The 18,757-nt window shown below is 63.2% G+C and carries 17 protein-coding genes; 7 read left to right on the forward strand and 10 right to left on the reverse strand.

Annotation, left to right across the window (positions count from 1 at the left end; genetic code table 11):
• Positions 1-306: 306 nt before the first annotated feature.
• The 6 genes from IGW04_RS09395 to IGW04_RS09420 all read right to left on the reverse strand — a co-directional run bounded on the left by IGW04_RS09395 (position 307) and on the right by IGW04_RS09420 (position 7,166).
• Positions 307-1,314, reverse strand: a complete 1,008-nt coding sequence (locus tag IGW04_RS09395) for a TRAP transporter substrate-binding protein (protein ID WP_194712816.1) — start codon at positions 1,312-1,314, stop codon at positions 307-309.
• Positions 1,315-1,391: 77 nt separating this feature from the next.
• Positions 1,392-2,195 (reverse strand): HpcH/HpaI aldolase/citrate lyase family protein, encoded by an 804-nt coding sequence (locus IGW04_RS09400; RefSeq protein WP_194712817.1) that lies wholly within the window; start codon positions 2,193-2,195, stop codon positions 1,392-1,394.
• Entirely contained in the window at positions 2,192-3,556 is a 1,365-nt protein-coding gene (locus tag IGW04_RS09405) for an MmgE/PrpD family protein (RefSeq protein WP_194712818.1), read from the reverse strand. Before IGW04_RS09405 ends, IGW04_RS09400 begins: the two co-directional genes overlap by 4 nt.
• 294 nt (positions 3,557-3,850) lie before the next feature.
• Complete coding sequence (locus tag IGW04_RS09410) at positions 3,851-5,029, reverse strand: CaiB/BaiF CoA transferase family protein (protein ID WP_194712819.1); 1,179 nt, start codon at positions 5,027-5,029, stop codon at positions 3,851-3,853.
• Between the two features lie 9 nt (positions 5,030-5,038).
• Positions 5,039-6,199 carry an acyl-CoA dehydrogenase family protein gene (locus IGW04_RS09415; protein ID WP_194712820.1) on the reverse strand — a complete coding sequence of 387 codons (1,161 nt, stop codon included), beginning with the start codon at positions 6,197-6,199 and terminating at the stop codon, positions 5,039-5,041.
• Positions 6,200-6,314: 115 nt separating this feature from the next.
• Positions 6,315-7,166, reverse strand: coding sequence for an FAS1-like dehydratase domain-containing protein (locus tag IGW04_RS09420; protein ID WP_194712821.1), 852 nt, complete (start codon positions 7,164-7,166; stop codon positions 6,315-6,317).
• A gap of 145 nt (positions 7,167-7,311) precedes the next feature.
• On the opposite strand from IGW04_RS09420, the gene IGW04_RS09425 reads away from it, so the two are divergent.
• Both IGW04_RS09425 and arfB read left to right on the forward strand, forming a co-directional pair.
• Complete coding sequence (locus tag IGW04_RS09425) at positions 7,312-8,214, forward strand: LysR family transcriptional regulator (RefSeq protein ID WP_194712890.1); 903 nt, start codon at positions 7,312-7,314, stop codon at positions 8,212-8,214.
• 2 nt (positions 8,215-8,216) lie between these two features.
• Positions 8,217-8,621, forward strand: a complete 405-nt coding sequence (gene arfB / locus IGW04_RS09430) for an alternative ribosome rescue aminoacyl-tRNA hydrolase ArfB (RefSeq protein ID WP_194712822.1) — start codon at positions 8,217-8,219, stop codon at positions 8,619-8,621.
• A 339-nt stretch (positions 8,622-8,960) separates the two neighbouring features.
• Here the strand turns inward: arfB and IGW04_RS09435 are convergent, their stop codons facing one another.
• The 3 genes from IGW04_RS09435 to fliS form a co-directional block, all read right to left on the reverse strand.
• Positions 8,961-9,806, reverse strand: coding sequence for a metal-dependent hydrolase (locus IGW04_RS09435; RefSeq protein ID WP_194712823.1), 846 nt, complete (start codon positions 9,804-9,806; stop codon positions 8,961-8,963).
• A gap of 72 nt (positions 9,807-9,878) precedes the next feature.
• A complete protein-coding gene (locus IGW04_RS09440; protein ID WP_194712824.1) occupies positions 9,879-10,076 on the reverse strand; it encodes a hypothetical protein in 198 nt (65 codons plus the stop codon).
• A 141-nt stretch (positions 10,077-10,217) separates the two neighbouring features.
• Positions 10,218-10,685, reverse strand: a complete 468-nt coding sequence (gene fliS / locus IGW04_RS09445) for a flagellar export chaperone FliS (protein WP_194712825.1) — start codon at positions 10,683-10,685, stop codon at positions 10,218-10,220.
• 486 nt (positions 10,686-11,171) lie between these two features.
• Here fliS and IGW04_RS09450 point away from each other — a divergent pair, with 486 nt between their 5' ends.
• The 5 genes from IGW04_RS09450 to sugE all read left to right on the forward strand — a co-directional run bounded on the left by IGW04_RS09450 (position 11,172) and on the right by sugE (position 15,939).
• Positions 11,172-12,593 carry a flagellin gene (locus IGW04_RS09450; protein WP_194712826.1) on the forward strand — a complete coding sequence of 474 codons (1,422 nt, stop codon included), beginning with the start codon at positions 11,172-11,174 and terminating at the stop codon, positions 12,591-12,593.
• 98 nt (positions 12,594-12,691) lie between these two features.
• Entirely contained in the window at positions 12,692-13,084 is a 393-nt protein-coding gene (locus IGW04_RS09455; RefSeq protein WP_194712827.1) for a flagellar protein FlaG, read from the forward strand.
• Between the two features lie 15 nt (positions 13,085-13,099).
• Positions 13,100-15,115 carry a flagellar filament capping protein FliD gene (gene fliD / locus IGW04_RS09460; protein ID WP_194712828.1) on the forward strand — a complete coding sequence of 672 codons (2,016 nt, stop codon included), beginning with the start codon at positions 13,100-13,102 and terminating at the stop codon, positions 15,113-15,115.
• 13 nt (positions 15,116-15,128) lie between these two features.
• Positions 15,129-15,464: a flagellar protein FliT gene (locus IGW04_RS09465; protein WP_194712829.1), complete on the forward strand. Its 336-nt coding sequence runs from the start codon at positions 15,129-15,131 to the stop codon at positions 15,462-15,464.
• A gap of 157 nt (positions 15,465-15,621) precedes the next feature.
• Positions 15,622-15,939, forward strand: coding sequence for a quaternary ammonium compound efflux SMR transporter SugE (gene sugE, locus IGW04_RS09470; RefSeq protein ID WP_194712830.1), 318 nt, complete (start codon positions 15,622-15,624; stop codon positions 15,937-15,939).
• A gap of 308 nt (positions 15,940-16,247) precedes the next feature.
• On the opposite strand, the gene IGW04_RS09475 is transcribed toward sugE, so the two are convergent.
• Positions 16,248-18,560: an NADP-dependent malic enzyme gene (locus IGW04_RS09475; protein WP_194712831.1), complete on the reverse strand. Its 2,313-nt coding sequence runs from the start codon at positions 18,558-18,560 to the stop codon at positions 16,248-16,250.
• Positions 18,561-18,757 lie beyond the last annotated feature (197 nt).

Below are 18,757 nucleotides of genomic sequence, written 5' to 3' on the forward strand. Positions count from 1 at the left end.
GAGCAAAAGGTTCCAGAAGACTGACGCAATGACGTCTCTACACCTGTCAACAAGTAATCCGGCGTGGTTGGATAAACGTGCAATACCCGAAGGGCATTGCACCGCCGCTGGCGCAACGAACTCCCGACGCAAGGTCTTGAATCACGATCCGTTGCGATGCGAATGGGAATTGCACCTTGCGATAGCCGAATCAATTGCAGGCGGGTGTGATGCCGAGGGAGGCTCAACATCAACTTGACCAACGGCCTGGTGCAATGCCCCTTCGGGGTATTGCACCCTACGAACCTGCTACTGCGCCACGCCCCCTTACTTGACCCCCAACGCCGCCGTTTCCTTGTCCACCGCGACCAGCACTTCCTTCCCTACCCGGCCTTCCACTTCCTTCCTGACCGGCAGCAAGGCCTTGCGCCATTGCGCCTTCTCGGCATCGTTCAGGGTATAGACCTCGGTCTTTCCCGCCTTCTTGATCGCTTCCAGCGCATCGCGGTTCTCCTGCTCGGCGATGGCGTTGGTGTACTTGGTGGCATCCTTCATCGCGCCCTCCAGCTGGGTGCGCACGTCCGCCGGCAGGCCGTCCCAGAACTTCTTGTTGACGATGACCGCGTAGCCGATGTAGCCATGGTTGGAAATCGTCAGGTGCTTCTGCACTTCATGCATCTTCTGGGTGTAGATATTGGACGGCGTATTCTCGGTGCCGTCCACCACGCCGGTCTGCAGCGCCTGATAGACCTCGGAGAAAGCCATCACCTGCGGATTGGCGCCGAGCGCGCGGAACTGGGCGTCCAGCACCTTGGAAGACTGGATGCGCATCTTCATGCCCTTGAAGTCGGCCGGCTGGCGCAGCGGCTTGTTGGCGGTCATGACCTTGAAGCCGTTGTCCCAGTAGGCCAGTCCGGTGATGCCCTTGGGTTCGAGCTTCTTGAAGAGATCCTTGCCGACCGGGCCTTCGGTGACGCGGTACAGCACGTCCTTGGTCGGGAAGATGTAGGGAATGTCGAAGGCTTCGAATTCCTTCACGCCCAGCGGCCCGAACTTGGCCAGCGACGGCGCCAGCATCTGCACCGCGCCCAGCTGCAGCGCCTCCATTTCCTCCTTGTCCTTGTACAGCGTGCTGTTGGGATAGACCTCGACCTTGACGCGGCCGTTGGTGGCCTTCTCGGCCAGTTCCTTGAAGCGCTCCGCGCCCTTGCCCTTGGGCGTGTCGTTCGCCACCACATGGCTGAACTTGATGACGATCGGCGCCTGCTGCGCATGGGCGCCGGCGGACATCAACATGGCCGCGGCCATGGCGAAAGCGAGGGGTTTGAATTTCATGATGGTCTCCTTGTCGTTTTGGGGCCGCCGTCGGCGACGGCGGCGTGAACCAGGCGCCACTGCGCCCTGGCGTGGACTCATGCCGCTATGCTGCGGCTTGCTTCATTCCTGATGGCCTGTGCCTTCAATATGACCGGGCGATCGATCATCTTGCCGTCCAATGCCACCGCGGCGCCATTGGTAGTTTCCACAGCCTGCAATACCCGTTCGGCCCAGGCCACTTCCTCGGCCGTGGGCGCAAAGGCCGCATGCACATGGGCCAGCTGCTTTGGGTGGATGCAGAGCTTGCCGCCGAAGCCGTTGCGCCGCGCACGGCGGGCGTCGTCGAGGATCTGCGCGCCATCATCCAGCGCGGTGGTGACGCCGTCCACCGGCGGCAGGATGCCTGCCAGCCGCGATGCCAGCACCAGGTGGGAGCGAAAGTACTGCAGCTCTTCCACGCCTTCATGCAGGCCCAGGTCCAGGCTGAAATCGATGCTGCCGAACAGCAGCCGCTCCACGCCCGGCTGCTGCGCCAGCGCCAGCGCCTGATGCAGGCCGAGCGCGGTCTCGATCAGCGGCAGCACCGCAGGCGCGCCCCTTTCCCGCAACAGCGCAATGTCGGCCTCCTGCTCGGCCTTGGGCAGCACGATGCCCGCCACGCCGGGCAGGCTGGCCAGTTCGATATCGTCGGCAAACCAGGCCGTGTCGGCGCTGTTGATGCGCACCAGCAGCGGATGCTGCGGCGCCAGCCAGGCGCGCACCGCATCACGGGCGGCAGGCTTCTCGGCGGGCGCCACCGCATCCTCCAGGTCGATGATCACGGCGTCAGCCCCCGCCGCCAGCGCCTTCGCGAAACGCTCGGGCCGGTTGCCAGGCACGAACAGATAGGAACGGTTCATGGCAGCAGTCTGCCCACCCGCTCGGCGCGGGCAATATTCCACAGCCGCTCGAAGGCGGCGCGCATTTCGCCTTCGCTGGCGGACTGGCTGAACTCGGCCAGGCGCAGCGCTTTCTGCTCCAGCTCCTCGCGCGACAGCGTGTTGCCGGGGTCGCCCTTCGGTTCGTCGACCCGGCCTTCATAGCGCTGGCCATCCACGGTTTCCACCGTCACCTTGCCGATCCAGCGTGCCGGGTAGGCCTGGTCGACTTCCTGGTCCAGCACCATCTTCACCTTGTCGCGGAAGGCGCGGATGCCGATGTCGTTGAAGGACTGGTCGAACTCCTTCATGCCGGCGCTGTGGAACTGGCCTATCAGGCCCAGCACCGTGCCCATCGAGAACTTGGCCTGATGCACGGTCTGCGGATCGACCACAGGCCCCAGCACATCGATCGCGCCCTGATGCACATGGGCAGTGACGCGGCCGATCTGTTCCGGGCGCAGGTGATGCTCGCTGATCACCTGCAGCAGCGCATCGGCGGCCGGATGGGTATGCCGGCAGGACGCATGGAACTTGAACGAGGTCTCGGCCAGGGCCCAGCGCTGGCCGAGGCGATCGGTCAGGCGGCTCGGGTCGGCATCGGTCGACATGCCGGCCGCCATGCCCTGCGCGCCTTCCAGGATGCGCTGCGCGCCGGTGAAGCCTTCCTGCGCCAGGTAGGCCGACATCAGGCCATCGGCGGCCGCCTTGGCGGTATGCAGCTGCTTGGAGTCGGCGGCGTCACGCAGGAATTCCCACAGCCCGGCGGCCTGGGTGCCGGCCGAACCGAAGGCATGCAGCATCTGCTGCGGCGACAGCTTCAGCAGCCGGCCGACCGCTGCCGCGGCGGCGATGGTGCCAGCGGTGCCGGTGGTGTGGAAGATGCGGTAATGCGATCGGCCCAAAAATTCGCCGACGCGAATGCCAACCTCGTAGCCTGCGACCGACGCCGTCAGCAGTTCGCGGCCGGAGGCGCCAATGGCCTGGGCCACTGCCAGCGCGGCCGGGAACACCACGGCGGCCGGATGGAAGACCGAGCCGTTGTGTACGTCGTCCTGCTCGGCGAAATGCGAAGACGCGGCATTGACCATGGCGGCGAACAAGGGCGTGCTGCTGGTGCGGGAAATCAGGATTTCACAGGGGCCGTCGGCCGGCCCCATCCGGCGGGCAAAGCTGGCGATGGTCTGCACGGGGCGGCCGATCTTGCCGGCCAGTGCGGAGCCGAACCAGTCCAGCAGCAGGTCTTCGGCGCGCCGCACCACGTCTTGCGGAATGCTGTCGAATTGCAGCTGGGCGGCGAAGGTGGCCAGGGTCTTGCTGGGGTGGATGGTTGTCTCTTCCATGTTGCGTTTCCTTTGCAATCACTTGTTTTACCGCTGATGGTGCAATGCCCTTTGGGGTATTGCACCTTGCAAGCTTGTTTTACGGCCGTGGTGCAATGCCCTTCGGGTATTGCACCCTACGACGCTCGCAGAATCCGACATTTAAAGGGGCATTGCGCGAGCACACCCAACACCGTCACGCCCAAAACCCACAGAGCGCCGTAGGGCGCAATACCCCGAAGGGGCATTGCGCGAGCACACCTGGCGCCGTAATCCCCAATACATTGCCCGAGCACCGAAAGCGGCGGACGAGTCCTACACCGCCTTTTCCACATGCAGCCTCGCAATCCGTTGCGCATCGAATCCCAACTCCGCCAGGATCGCATCGGTATGCTGCCCCAGCGCCGGCACCGGGTCCATCCTCGGCGCATAGCCGTTGGGCATGCCGGGCGGCAGCAGCGCCGGCACCGGGCCGGCCGGGGTGGCCACTTCGGTCCAGCGATGGCGAGCCTTCAGCTGCGCATGCTCCCACAGGTCGTGCATGGTGTTCATGTGGGCATTGGCGATCTGCGCCTCTTCCAGCCGCTCGATCACCTGCTCGGCAGTCAGGCCGGCAAACACGCCGACGATCAGCGCATACAGTTCCTTGCGGGATGCGCTGCGCAATGCATTGGTCCTGAAGCGCGCATCGGTGGCGAGCCCGGGCTGCTGCAGCACTTTGCTGCAGAACACCGTCCATTCGCGCTCGTTCTGCAGGCCCAGCATCACCACCTTGCCGTCGCCCGCCGGGAACGGGCCGTACGGATAGATGGTCGCATGCGAGGCGGCGGCGCGCGGCGGCGGCTCGGCGCCATCCATCGCGTAGTACAGCGGATAGCTCATCCATTCGGCCATGCTCTCCAGCATCGACACGTCGATGTTGCAGCCCTGCCCGGTCTTGCCGCGCTGGATCAGCGCGGCAAGGATATTGGTATAGGCATACATGCCGGCGGCGATGTCGGCCACCGAGCAGCCGGCCTTGGCCGGCTCGTCCGGCGAACCGGTGATGGACAAAAAGCCCGATTCGCTCTGGATCAGCAGGTCATAGGCCTTCTTGTCGCGATACGGGCCATCGGCGCCATAGCCGGAGATGTCGCAGACGATCAGGCCCGGATACTCTGCCTTCAGCGCCTCGTACGACAGGCCCAGCCGCGCGGCGGCGCCGGGCGCCAGGTTCTGCACCAGCACATCGGCCTTCTCCAGCAGCTGGCGCAGGATGGGCACAGCCTCCTCGTGCTTCACATCCAGCGTCAGGCTTTCCTTGGAGCGGTTGGTCCAGACGAAATGCGAGGCCAGGCCGCGCACCCGCTCGTCGTAGGCGCGCGCGAAGTCGCCCACGCCGGGGCGCTCGATCTTGATCACGCGAGCGCCGAGGTCGGCCAGCTGGCGGGTGCAGAACGGCGCGGCGATCGCGTGTTCCAGGGTAATGACGGTGATGCCATCAAGGGGTCGCATGGCGCTTCCTCAGAACGAGCGTGGCAGTCCGAGCATGTGCTCGGCCACGTAGGACAGGATCAGGTTGGTCGAGATCGGCGCGACCTGGTACAGCCGGGTCTCGCGGAACTTGCGCTCGACATCGTATTCGGCGGCGAAGCCGAAGCCGCCATGGAACTGCAGGCAGGCATTGGCCGCTTCCCACGAGGCATCGGCCGCCAGCATCTTGGCCATGTTGGCTTCGGCGCCGCAGGGCTGGTGCGCATCGAACAGCTCGCAGGCCTTGTAGCGCATCAGGTTGGCCGCCTCGATGTTGACGAAGGCCTTGGCGATCGGGAACTGCACGCCCTGGTTCTGGCCGATCGGGCGGCCGAACACCTCGCGCTCGGAAACATATTTGGTGACCTTGTCGATGAACCAGTAGCCGTCGCCTATGCATTCGGCGGCGATCAGGGTGCGCTCGGCATTGAGGCCATCGAGGATGTACTTGAAGCCCTTGCCCTCCTCGCCGATCAGGTTTTCCGCCGGAATCTCCAGGTTCTCGAAGAACAGCTCATTGGTCTCGTGGTTGACCATGTTGGGAATCGGCCGCACGGTCAGCCCCTTTCCCACCGCCTCGCGCAGGTCCACCACGAAGATCGACATGCCTTCGGACTTCTTCTTCACCTCGGCCAGCGGCGTGGTGCGCGCCAGCAGGATCATCAGGTCGGAATGCTGCACCCGCGAGATCCAGACCTTCTGGCCGTTGACCACGTATTTGTCGCCCTTCCTGACCGCGGTGGTCTTGAGCTTGGTGGTGTCGGTGCCGGTGGAGGGCTCGGTCACGGCCATCGACTGCAGCCGCAGCTCGCCGCTGGCGATCTTTGGAAGGTAGAACTGTTTCTGCTCCGCCGAGCCATGGCGCAGCAGCGTGCCCATGTTGTACATCTGGCCGTGGCAGGCGCCGGAATTGCCGCCGGAGCGGTTGATCTCTTCCATGATCACCGAGGCTTCGGTCAAGCCCAGGCCGGAGCCGCCGTATTCCTGCGGTATCAGCGCGGCCAGCCAGCCGGCCTTGGTCAGCGCATTGACGAAGGCTTCCGGATAGCCGCGCTCCTCGTCGATCTTGCGGAAATACTCGGCAGGGAATTCCGCGCACAGCGCGCGCACCGCGTCTCGGATGTCCTGGTAGGGGTCGTTATGTTTGTGCATGGTGAATTCCTGTTGTCGTTATCGGTGCCGATGGCGATGGGCAATGGGGCTGCGGCGGAGGCGGTGCATTGCGCTGCGCGTAATGCACCCTACGGTCCTACGATGCTTGCTGGGCTTATGCGCTGATTACCGCTTCGGCCTGCATGGCCAGTTCGCCGCGCTGGTTCTTTGCCCATAGCTTTACCCTGCCGTCCGCGCCGGGCTGGCCGCATACCGTGAAAGGCTCGATGTCAAACAGCGGGCCCACTGCCCTGAAACTGAACTCCTTTACCACCGCTTCCGGCATATTGCGGCGCAGCAGGTCCAGCAGCAGCGTGGCAATCAGCGGGCCATGCACGATCAGGCCCGGGTAGCCTTCGACGCCGGTCACATAGCTGCGGTCGTAGTGGATGCGGTGGCCGTTGAAGGTCAGCGCGGAATAGCGGAACAGCAGCACCGGGTCGGGTACGATCTCGCGCGTCCAGGCGGCCTCCTGCGGCGCGGGCTTGCCGGCCGGCGCGGCGGCGCCGGGCTGCGGCAGGTCGCGGTAGACGATGTCATGCTCCTCCGTGACCGCAATGCGCCCGTCCTGCGCGATCTCATGGCGCACCGTGACGAAGGCCAGCTGTCCGCTGGCGCCGGCCTTGGCCTGCACGTCGAGGATGCGCGAGGTGCGGGTCGCCGCCTCGCCGATGGCCAGCGGCGCGGTAAAGGTCAGGCGGCCGCCGGCCCACATGCGGCGCGGCAGCGGCACCGGCGGCAGGAAGCCGCCGCGCCGAGGATGGCCGTCGGCGCCGACTTCGGAGGCCGGCGCCACGGTCCAGAAATAGATCCAGTGCCACAGCGGCGGCAGCTCGGCGGCCGGCGCGGCCTGGTCCAGCGTGGCGGCCAGCGCCGCGGCCATGGCCGGCTGGATCAGGTCTTCCTTCACCTCGGTCCTGCCCACCCATTGCTGCAGCAGGGGCAGGTCGAATGCATGGTCTGTCATCGCGTTTCCTGTCATGTCGGAATGGCGGCCAGTGTGCTGTCTGATGCCGTCTTGCGCAATCTGCAATTTTCTAAGGGGGGCTATCATTTTCGTGAAGCATCGCCGCGCGCCGTACAATACCGGCCTGCCTCACCTGGAAGCCATCATGCTGTTCGACCTGACCGACCTGCGTTTGTTCATCCACATTGCCGAACACAAGAGCCTGACCCGCGCGGCCGAACGCAGCCACATGTCGCTGGCCGCGGCCAGCAACCGCATCAAGGAACTGGAATCGCGCTTCGGCATGCGCCTGCTCTACCGCGAGAACAAGGGCGTGCAGCTGTCGCCGGCCGGCGAGACGCTGCTGGCCCATGCGCAGCAGTTCATGCAGCAGGTGGAGCGGTTGAAGAGCGACATGCAGCAGTACAACAATGGCATCAAGGGCCACATCCGCATCTTCGCCAACACCACCGCCGTCACCGAGTTCATGCCGGAAGTGCTGGGCGCCTTCCTCGCCCGCCATCCGCAGGTCAACGTGGCGCTTGAGGAAAGGCTGAACCAGGACATCGTGCGCGGCATACAGGAGGGCACGGCAGACATCGGCATCGCCGCCGGACCGGTGCAGGGCCAGGGCCTGGAGATCATCAATTTCTCCACCGACAGGCTGGTGCTGGCAACCGCGCCCGACCATCCGCTTGCCGATGCCGGCAGCGTGGCTTTTGCCGACACCCTGGCCTATCCCCACATCGGCCTGCATGAAGGCAGCACGCTATGGCATTTCCTGAACCGCATCGTGTCCGAGGCTGGCCAGCGGCTGGAACTGCGCATCCAGGTGCGCGGCTTCGAGGCGATGTGCCGCATGGTCGAAGCCCGGGTCGGCATCGGCATCCTGCCGCAGTCGGCGGCGCTGAGGCACAGCCGCACCATGAAGCTGTCGCTGCTGGAGTTGACAGAGCCGTGGGCGCTGCGCGAGCGCAGCGTGGTGGTGCAGACGCTGGAACGCCTGCCGCACTATGCCCGTGAACTGGTGGACGTGATCCGCGGCATCGGCCCGGACGGGAAGGAGTGACCATGCTGCATGCGCCGCCGATACCGGAAGGCGAAGTCGAGATCACCGCGGTGCGGGCACAGGGCGCCGGCGGACAGAACGTCAACAAGGTGTCGAGCGCAATCCACCTGCGCTTCGACATCCGCGCCTCGTCGCTGCCGGAAGCCATCAAGGAAAGGCTGCTGGCATCGAACGACCAGCGCATCACCCGCGACGGCGTGCTGGTGCTCAAGGCGCAGGCCTATCGCAGCCAGGAACAGAACCGCGAGGATGCGCTGCGGCGGCTGCAGGAGATCGTCGAGGCGGTGGCGGTGCCGCAGCGGGTGCGGCGGCCAACCCGGCCGACCCGCAGCTCGCAAAGGAAACGGCTGGAAACCAAGTCCAGCCGCAGCCAGGTCAAGGCGCTGCGCAGCAAGGTGCTGGACTAGCCGCCGTAGCCTGGATTGAGCGCAGTGAAACCCGGGATCCGCCACCACTCCCCCGGCGCAATCGCAACACGCCGGCACGCCAGTCAGACGGATAAACCGCTTCAGGATTTGCAAGGTGCAATACCCGAAGGGCATTGCACCGTGGGAGGTTGAATGATGGACGAAGATCGCGCCTTGCCGTGGCCGATGGTCCGGCGGAATGCCCCTTCGGGGTATTCCGCCCTGCGCTAGCTGCCGGGGTGAAAGGCGGCCCGGGTTTCGCTGTGCTCAACCCAGGCTACGGTTGCTGATGATGACGCATGCAGCCTGGGACGCCAGGCCGCACGCCCTGCCCGCCGGTCAGAAGCTCAGCTTCTCGCCGGGGCTGATCGGAAACACCTTGGCCTGGCCCTGCCCCAGCGCGCTGATGTACTCGGCCGTGGTGCCCTTCAATTGCGGCGTGGTGCCGTAATGGATCGGAATGGCGAAGCGCGGCTTGATCATTTCCTTCGTCGCATATGCAGCGTCCTTGGGCGACATCACGAAGTGCCCGCCGATCGGGATCATCACCACGTCCGGCTTGTAATAGGAGCCGATGAGCGCCATGTCGCCGAACAGGCCGGTGTCGCCCACGTGGTAGATCTTGAAGCCGTTTTCCAGCTCGATGATGAAGCCGGCCGGCTCGCCGCCGACATGCACCTCGTCCTTGCCGGTTGCGGCGTTCTTGTGGGCCAGTTCCGAACTGTGCTCGGCGTGGACCTGGGTGATCTTGATGTCGGCCCCGATCGGCGTCACCGTGCCGCTCTTGCCGAACCGTACCGCCTGGCTTGCGGGCAAAATGCCCAGCGCCGCCACCGACTGCATCAGCCCGGCCGGGCCATAGACCGGCGCATTGGTCAGCTTGGCCAGCGCCGGCGCATCGGCGAAATGGTCGAAGTGGCCATGGGTGACCAGGATCAGGTCGACCTTGCCCATCGCCTCCAGCGACTTGAACTGCTCCGGCGTCTTCGGATTGCTGGTGACCCAGGGATCGATCACGATCACCTTGCCGCCCGGCGTGGTGATGCGGGTCGTGGCCTGGCCCAGCCACTGGATCTCGGTCTTGCCCTCGGCCTTGCCCTCCGCCTTGTCCTGCGCATGCAGATGGGGAGCGGCTGCCAGCAGAGTGGCAAGCGCGGCGGCGACGTGGAATGCGGTCTGTCTCATGGATTTTCCTTGTATGGCAAGTCACAGAAAAACGGCGCCTTCAATGAAGGCGCCGCATGGCGATGCCGGCCCTCAGGCCAGCGCTTCCTTTGCCGCTTCCTCCGGCGTGAGGCCGTCGTAGAACTGGTCGGTGAACCACTCGATCTGTTCCTCGATATGCTCCTGCGCCTCTTCCACCGTGGCGCCGCCCTTCACCAGAAACCCTTCCACTTCGATGCACCAGTGGATCAGCGCCAGGGTTTCCTCGTCGAGTTCCTCTTTCTTGGCCATAGCGTCACCTTTCATCAAGTCGGCACGCCTGTCTTATAGCACGCCCTGCGTCTTGCAGCAGGGGAACCTGCTTCCGGCGCGGCTCTGCGCAAAAGCGTGGCGATGGTGCAGCGCACTCGCCGCTGCCGGCGCCGTTGCCGCTCAGCCTGCGTAAGCGCGCAGGCCCTGCGCCGCAGCCGCCGGCGGCTGCATCGCCGCGGCACGGTTGCGCGCCGCGGCTTCCGGATCGATCGCCAGCCATGCGCCGCGCAGGTCGCCCAGCAGGCGCTGCGCCTCCTCGATGTCTTCCGTGCGGTTTTCCAGGTTGGCGCGCAGCAGGCGGCCGGATATGTATTCGTACAGCGAATCCAGGCTGCCCGCGATGGCGCCGCCAGCCGACTTGTCCAGGCTGGCGCGCAGGCCCTCCTCGATGATGCGGATCGCCTTGGAAATGGCACGGCCCTTGGCCGCGATGTTGTTGGCGCGCATTTCCACCAGCGCGATATTGAGCGAAGCGAGCGCGCCGTCGAACAGCATCACGATCAGCTTGTGCGGGCTGGCCGCGGCCACGCCGGTTTCCAGGCCGACACTTGCATAGGCGTTGGCGCCCTTGTTCATCGAACCAAACATTGCTTTCTCCTTGAAGTCCCTGTCCCTGCGCCACAACCGTATGGCCAGCCTGGCAGGACGCCCGGCTGTTTGCAATTTCACTTTCCTTAACGGCGGTCTTGCCTGAATCATTAGAGTTTGCAGGCGGCGAAACGACAAAATTTTTGCTGGGAACAGCATAGGGGACCGGAGCATCGGCATTTGAGGCCAGGCCTGCCCAGCTTGAAACGACGGCAGGTAGTTATTAATAGATACGGGCGCCGGTGCCGTCAGGATTACCTTTTCAGGCTTCCAGCCATATAGAAGTTTCATGAAGCCGCCTGACGCAATGCCTTCGGCCAGTAGAGGCATAGCAGTTCAAACAACAAAAAATAAAAAATTTCCTAAAGCTTTTAAAAAGGTGTCCGTAAAGCATTCATACCTCCCGGCAACCGCCACTTCAAAGGACCGAGGGGCGGGGCTGAAAGGCCGATTGCTTAACCACACGAGTCATTTAGGAGAATTAACATGGCTGTCATTAACACCAACACCGCTTCCCTTAACGCCCAGCGCAACCTGAATTCGTCGGCTTCCGGCCTTGCCACCTCCCTGCAACGCCTGTCGTCCGGCCTGCGCATCAACAGCGCGAAAGACGATGCCGCCGGTTTGGCAATTTCCGAGCGCATGACGTCGCAGATTCGCGGCTCCAACCAGGCTGCACGCAATGCCAACGACGGCATCTCGATGGCACAGACCGCTGAAGGCGATCTGGGCCAGATCGGCAACAACCTGCAGCGTATGCGTGAACTGGCCGTGCAATCTTCCAATGCCACCAACAGCGCCTCCGACCGCGCTGCCCTGCAGACTGAAGTCAAGCAACTCAAGGACGAAATCGACCGTGTCTCGCAAAGCTCATCGTTCAACGGCGTGAAGCTGCTCGACGGTTCGTTCAAGTCGGCATCCTTCCAGGTCGGCGCCAACAATACGTCCAACGACCGCATCACCGTCGACAAGATCGGGAGCGCCGGCACTACCGCACTGGGCACCTCCAGCGCCAAGAGCACTGCCGTGACGGCCCCCCTGGCGGATGGTGATCTCACCCTGAACGGCAAGAACGTTGGCGCCACTGTGGCAGGCACTGAAAAAGGCCAGTCAGACACCAGCGCATTCGCTCTCGCCGCTGCGATCAACTCCGTATCGGCTGACTCTGGCGTTACCGCCACTGCCGATGTGAACGAAGTGACCGAAGCAGCCGGCCCTACTGCCACCGGCGACATTACTGCTGCCGAGAGCTTTAAGATCAACGGCGTTGATATTGGTGCCATCAAGGGCGGCACCGATGCACGCAGCCAGGGCAAGGCCGTAGCAGACGCGATCAACAAGGTCAGCTCTCAAACTGGCGTGACTGCCTCTGCAGGTGCTGACGGCGCGCTGAAACTCACGGCGCAGGATGGCCGCGATATCAATGTGGAAGACGGTACCGGCGGGCCGATGGATGCCACCAAAACCGGCCTGACCATTAACAACACCCACGGCACGGTGAGCCTGTCCGCCTCGCAGGAAGCTGGCATCTCGATCGGCGGCGCCAATCCGGGCAACGCAGGCTTCACCGCCGGCCAGCTGGTACAGGACAACAGCGTGGCAACGGTAGACATCTCCACCGCTGACGGCGCCAAAAAGGCACTGGAAGCCCTGGACGGCGCATTACAGCAAGTGAATACCTCGCGTTCGAATCTGGGCGCGCTGCAGAACCGCTTCAGCTCGGTCGTATCGAGCCTGCAGACCACGACGGAAAACCTGTCCGCCTCCCGCAGCCGCATCCAGGACACCGACTTCGCCGCAGAAACCGCAAACCTGACCCGCGGCCAGATCCTGCAGCAGGCAGGCACCGCGATGCTGGCGCAGGCGAACTCGCTGCCGAACGGCGTGCTGTCGCTGCTGAGAGGCTGATTCCCGGTTCGCAGCCGTAAGGGACGCAAGCTTTCCTTCAAACAGAGCGGAAAACAGGCGACTGTTTTCCGCTTTGTCTTTACCAGAAAGGATGCATCATGAATATCAACGCCTTGGGCCAGGCCGCCTTGCCGGCATCGCCGCCTTCGCGGGACGCGGTGCTCGCCCGGCAGGTAGACGCCTTTGAGAGGACCGCCGCTGCGGCACGCCAGGCAGATGCCGCCGATTCCGTGTCCGCGCTATCCGCCAAGGAAGACGCCGCAGCGCAAGGCAAGCAATTGCAGGGCGCGGTCGATGCCATCAATGATTTCCTGAAGCCGATCTCCAGCAGCATCGAGTTCAGCATCGATGAAGATTCAGGCAAGACCATCGTCAAGCTGATGGACAAGGAAACCAACACGGTACTGCGGCAGTATCCGACCAAGGAAGCGCTGGCCATTGCCAGGGACATCGACAAGCTGCAGGGCTTGCTGATGAAGACGGAAGCGTAAGACAGCGGAGGACACATGGGACTTTCATCACCGGGCATCGGCTCCAACCTCGACATCAACAGCATCGTCTCGCAGCTGATGGCGACGGAGAGCCGGCCGCTGACGATGCTGCAAAAGCAGGAGGCCAAGCTGCAGTCCACGCTGTCGGCCTTCGGCCAGGTGCAGAGCGCGCTCGCCACCTTCCAGGGCGCCGTTACCAGCCTGTCCGATGTGAAGCAGTTCCAGGCAGTGAAAGCCACGCCTTCGGATGCAGCAGTGATGACCGCCAGTGCCACCGCTTCCGCCACCCCCGGCACCTATTCGATCGAGGTCAGCAAGCTCGCCCAGGCGCAGAAGCTTGCCACCGCGGGGCAGGCTTCCACCACGGCAGCAATAGGAAGCGGCACGCTGACATTCGAATTCGGCACCAGCATCGCAAGCAGCACCGATGCGAACGGTATTGTCTTGCCCGGCAAGTTCGTCCCGAATGGCAACGGCGGCAAGACGATCACGATAGACCCGACCAGCAATTCCCTGGCCGGCATCCGCGATGCGATCAACAAGGCCGACATCGGCGTATCGGCCACCATCGTGAATGATGGCGGCACGGCGCCCAACCGGCTGGTCCTGACGTCCAGCAGCACCGGCGAAGCCAGCAGCATGAAGATCTCGGTCAGCGGCGACAGCAATCTGCAGGCGCTGCTGACGCATGACCCAGCCAACGCATCAACCGACCGGATGACGCAGACCGTCAAGGCCCAGAATGCCGAGTTCGCGGTCGACGGCCTGGCCGTGTCCAAGGCCTCCAACCACATAACGGACCTGATCGAAGGCGTTACGCTGGACCTGACCAAGACCAATGCCGGTTCACCGGCCAAACTTGCCATTGCGCAGGACACCGGCGCCGTTGTCGCCTCGGTCACAAAATTCGTCACGGCTTTCAACGCCATCAACAAGACGCTGACCGATGCGACCGGCTACAACGCCACGACCAAGACGGCGGGCTTGCTGAATGGCGACTCGACGATCCGCGGCATGCAGTCACAGCTGCGCGGCGTGCTTGCTTCCGCCGTGGCGGGCGGTTACGGCAAGTTTGACAAGCTCTCCGACATCGGCGTGGCCATGCAAAAAGACGGCACACTCGCGCTGGACACCGCCAAGCTCAACAAAGTCCTCGGGACCAATTTCAACGACGTCGCGGGACTCTTCGCAGCGGCTGGCCGAACGACCGATAGCCTTACCGGCTATGCAGGCGCGAGCGCGAAGACGCAGGCAGGATCTTATGCAGTGAAGGTGACGGCGCTGGCAACGCATGGCAGCGCTGCCGCTGCCACCGGTTTCGCCACGCCGCTGGATTTTTCCGCCGCCGGCAGCAATACCTTCGATGTCAGCGTGGACGGCGTGAGCAGCAGCATTACGCTGAACCCGGTCAAATACTCTTCGGCAAAGGACCTGGCCCTTGAGCTGCAGTCCAAAATCAATGGCAGCAGCGCATTTGCCGCAACGCCTGTCACGGTGAGCGCCGATGCAAATGGCGCCCTGTCCATCCTGTCGTCCAGCTACGGCCCTTCGTCCAAAGTCACCTTCAGCGGCGTCAATGCCGATCGATTATTGGGTACTGCTCGAAAGGAAACTGTGGGGCTGGACGTGGCTGGCACCATCGATGGCGCAGCGGCCACCGGCAAGGGAATATCGCTGACGGCGTCCGACAGCGGCGCTGCCAGCGGCATCCGCGTCGATGTGACGGGTGGCGCCATCGGCGACCGTGGCACGGTGAACTATTCCAAGGGCTACGCCAGCCAGTTCAATGACCTCATCAGCACTTTTCTCGGTACTGGCGGCCGGCTGACGGCACGCACCGAGGGCATCAACAAATCGATTGCAAGCGTCAAGAAGGATGAAGACCGCTGGACCGACCGCCTGACGACAAGAGAAGCGGATCTGCGCAAGCAATTCACCGCGCTCGACACCAAGCTCAGCTCCCTGACCAGCACCAGCACTTACCTGACGCAGCAGCTGGCGCAGATTGCCGCGATGTCGCGAAGCAGCTGAGGAATGATGGATCATGCATCGCAATGACGTACTGGCATGCTATGAAGAACTGGCGGGCCTCGCGGCCGAGGCGCTAACCTCGGCTCAGGCGCGCGACTGGGAAGCCTTCGCACGCCAGCAGGAACTTGAAGCGGCCGCCCTAGCCTCGCTGAAGCGGCATCAGGCGCTGCCGCCATATTCGGCAGAAATCGTGAACCGACTGGAAGCCCTGATCCGGCTGATCCTGGACAGGCAGCAGAAAATTGAAGCGCTGCTCCTGCCGTGGCGCGAAGAACTCGCCATGCAGTTGCAAAGTGCCAGCTCCTCCCGGATGCTGGCCCGCACCTATGGCGCACAGGATGGCGGTTAATGCCAGCCACTGCCATACCCGATCCTGATTAAGGGAAGTGCCGATACTGCAAGCGCTGAAGGCAGCCGGTGATAAAGTCAGGCTTTTGAACAAGGAAGATGCACACCATGTGGCGATCATCCTTCAGCTTCAGCCACTCAGGCCTGTCAACATTCCCATGAACTGGATACTCCTCATCATCGCCGGCCTGTTCGAAGTGGCCTGGGCCATCGGCCTCAAATACACCGAAGGCTTCACCCGTCTCTGGCCCAGCGTCGGCACCGCCGCCGCGATGCTGGTCAGCATAGGACTGCTTGGCATCGCGATGCGCGCGCTGCCGGTAGGCACCGCTTACGCCGTCTGGGTGGGCGTGGGCGCGGTCGGCACCGTGATACTCGGGATCGTGCTGTTCGGCGAGTCGGCCAGCCCGGCGCGGCTGGTCAGCGTGGCGCTGATCGTGGCCGGCATCATCGGCCTGAAGCTGGCTGGAGAATAAGGCCGTTGCCATTCAAGCGCCATTGAGCGCGCCGTGCGGCGCTACGCAAGCACAAAAACTGCGAAGTCCGTAGGGTGCAATACCCCGAAGGGGCATTGCACCGATGGTTGACCAAGCAAGTCGGCTGCGAGACCATCCCGGTTCGCGACCCATGGCGCAATGCCCTTCGGGTATTGCGCCCACGCGAGCGGCAGTCTCTTCACGTCAAAAGCCACTGTCATGGCTGGCCATTCCGCCACACAAATAAAACAACGAGCAAAAAAAAACCGCTGCCATCGACAGCGGTTTCTGGTCAGCGCCAAAAGCAATCAGCGCTGATACACCGCATCCACCACGCACAGCGCCGTCATGTTGACGATGCGTCGCACGGTCGCCGACGGCGTCAGGATGTGTACCGGCTTTGCGCAACCCAGCAGAACCGGCCCGATCGCGATGCCGTTGCCGGCCGTGGTCTTGAGCAGGTTGTAGGCAATGTTGGCGGCGTCGATATTGGGCATCACCAGCAGGTTGGCTTCGCCGCTCAGGCTGCTGTCGGGCATGGTGCGCTTCAACAGCGCCGGATTCAGCGCGGTGTCGCCATGCATCTCGCCATCGACTTCCAGTTGCGGGTCGAGTTCGCGCAGCAGCGCCAGCGCCTGGCGCATCTTCCTTGCCGACTCGCTGTTGCTGGTGCCGAAGTTGGAATGCGACAGCAGCGCCACCCGCGGCATCAGGCCAAAGCGGCGCATTTCCTCGGCGGCCAGCAGCGTGATCTCGGCAATCTGCTCGGCGCTCGGGTTCTCGTTGACATGGGTGTCGACGATCATGATCTGGCGGTCCTGCAGCAGCAGCGCATTCATCGCCGCATAGACATTGACGCCTTCACGCTTGCCCAGCACATGATCGATGTAGCGCAGATGCACGTCGGTGGTGCCGTAGGTGCCGCAGATCATGCCGTCGGCATCGCCCTTGTGGACCATCATGGCGCCGATCAGGGTATGACGGCGGCGCATTTCCAGCTTGGCGTACTGCTGGCTGATGCCCTTCCTGATCGTCATCTGCAGATAGGTCTCCCAGTAGCTGCGGAAACGCTCGTCATATTCCGGATTGATGACTTCGAAGTCCACGCCGGGACGCAGGCGCAGGCCGAACTTCTCGATGCGCTGCGCCAGCACGGCCGGACGGCCAACCAGGATAGGCTTGGCCAGGGTCTCGTCGACCACCACCTGCACCGCGCGCAGGACTTTCTCTTCCTCGCCCTCGGCATAGACGATGCGCTTCAACTCCGCAGGCGCCTTCTTGGCCACCGCGAAGATCGGCTTCATGAAAGTGCCGCTGCGGTAGACGAATTGCTGCAGGCGCTCGGTATAGGCCTGCACGTCCTGGATGGGACGCGCGGCAACGCCGCCCGCCTCGGCCGCCTTGGCCACCGCCAGCGCGATGCGCTCCATCAGGCGCGGATCGAAAGGCTTGGGAATGATGTATTCCGGGCCGAAGGACAGGTTGGTGATGCCGTAGGTGGTGGCGACGATGTCGGACTGCTCTTCCTGGGCCAGGCCGGCAATCGCATGCACCGAGGCGATTTCCATGTCGCGGGTGATGGTGGTGGCGCCGCAATCGAGCGCGCCGCGGAAGATGTAGGGGAAGCACAGCACGTTGTTGACCTGGTTCGGATAGTCCGAACGGCCGGTGGCGATCACGGCGTCGCTGCGCACGGCCTTCACGTCTTCCGGCGTGATTTCCGGATTCGGGTTGGCCAGCGCCAGGATCAGCGGACGCGGCGCCATCTTCATGACCATGTCCTGCTTCAGCACGCCGCCGGCCGACAGGCCGAGGAAGATGTCGGCATCGGCGATCACGTCGTTCAGGCTGCGGGCATCGGTTGGCTGCGCAAAGCGTGCCTTGTCCGGGTCCATCAGTTCGACACGGCCGGAATACACCACGCCGGCCAGGTCGGTAACCCAGATGTTCTCAAGCGGGAAGCCGAGGTCGACCAGCAGGTCCAGGCAGGCCAGCGCGGCCGCACCGGCGCCGCTGACCACCATCTTGCATTCCTTCATATTCTTGCCGACCACCTTCAGGCCGTTCAGGATGGCGGCGCCGACGATGATGGCGGTGCCATGCTGGTCGTCGTGGAAGACCGGGATCTTCATCTTTTCGCGCAGCTTGCGCTCGATGTAGAAGCACTCCGGCGCCTTGATGTCTTCCAGGTTGACGCCGCCGAAGGTCGGCTCCAGCGCGGCAATGATGTCGCACAGCTTGTCGGGGTCGGTTTCGTTGACTTCGATGTCGAAGACATCGATGCCGGCGAATTTCTTGAACAGCACGCCCTTGCCTTCCATTACCGGCTTGGATGCCAGCGCGCCGATATTGCCCAGGCCGAGGACGGCGGTACCGTTGGAAATGACGGCAACCAGGTTGCCCCGCGCGGTGTAGCGGAAAGCGTTGGCCGGGTCGACCACGATTTCCTCGCAGGCGGCCGCAACGCCAGGTGAATAGGCCAGCGACAGGTCGCGCTGGTTGGTCAGTTGCTTGGTGGGAGTAACGCTGATTTTTCCGGGCGTCGGAAATTCATGGTATTCAAGCGCCGCCTGGCGCAATTGCTGGCGAATTTCTTCTTTCTGGTCATTCGGCGTATCCATTGCAACCTTCCTATGAATTCTTACGGAAAGTTGACGATTTTAGCAGACGCTTGATATTGAACTAATAGGTATTTTCACGAATCAAGACTTGGTTAACAGCGTTCAATATATTTCCACAAAGAATATTATTGAAAGCTATCCCTTCGATAACTACAATCAATTTCGCGGATCGATTTATTTTGGCTATGATTCTCTCC

It is taken from the genome of Noviherbaspirillum soli, assembly GCF_015352955.1.
GTDB classification, from domain to species: domain Bacteria; phylum Pseudomonadota; class Gammaproteobacteria; order Burkholderiales; family Burkholderiaceae_D; genus Noviherbaspirillum_A; species Noviherbaspirillum_A soli.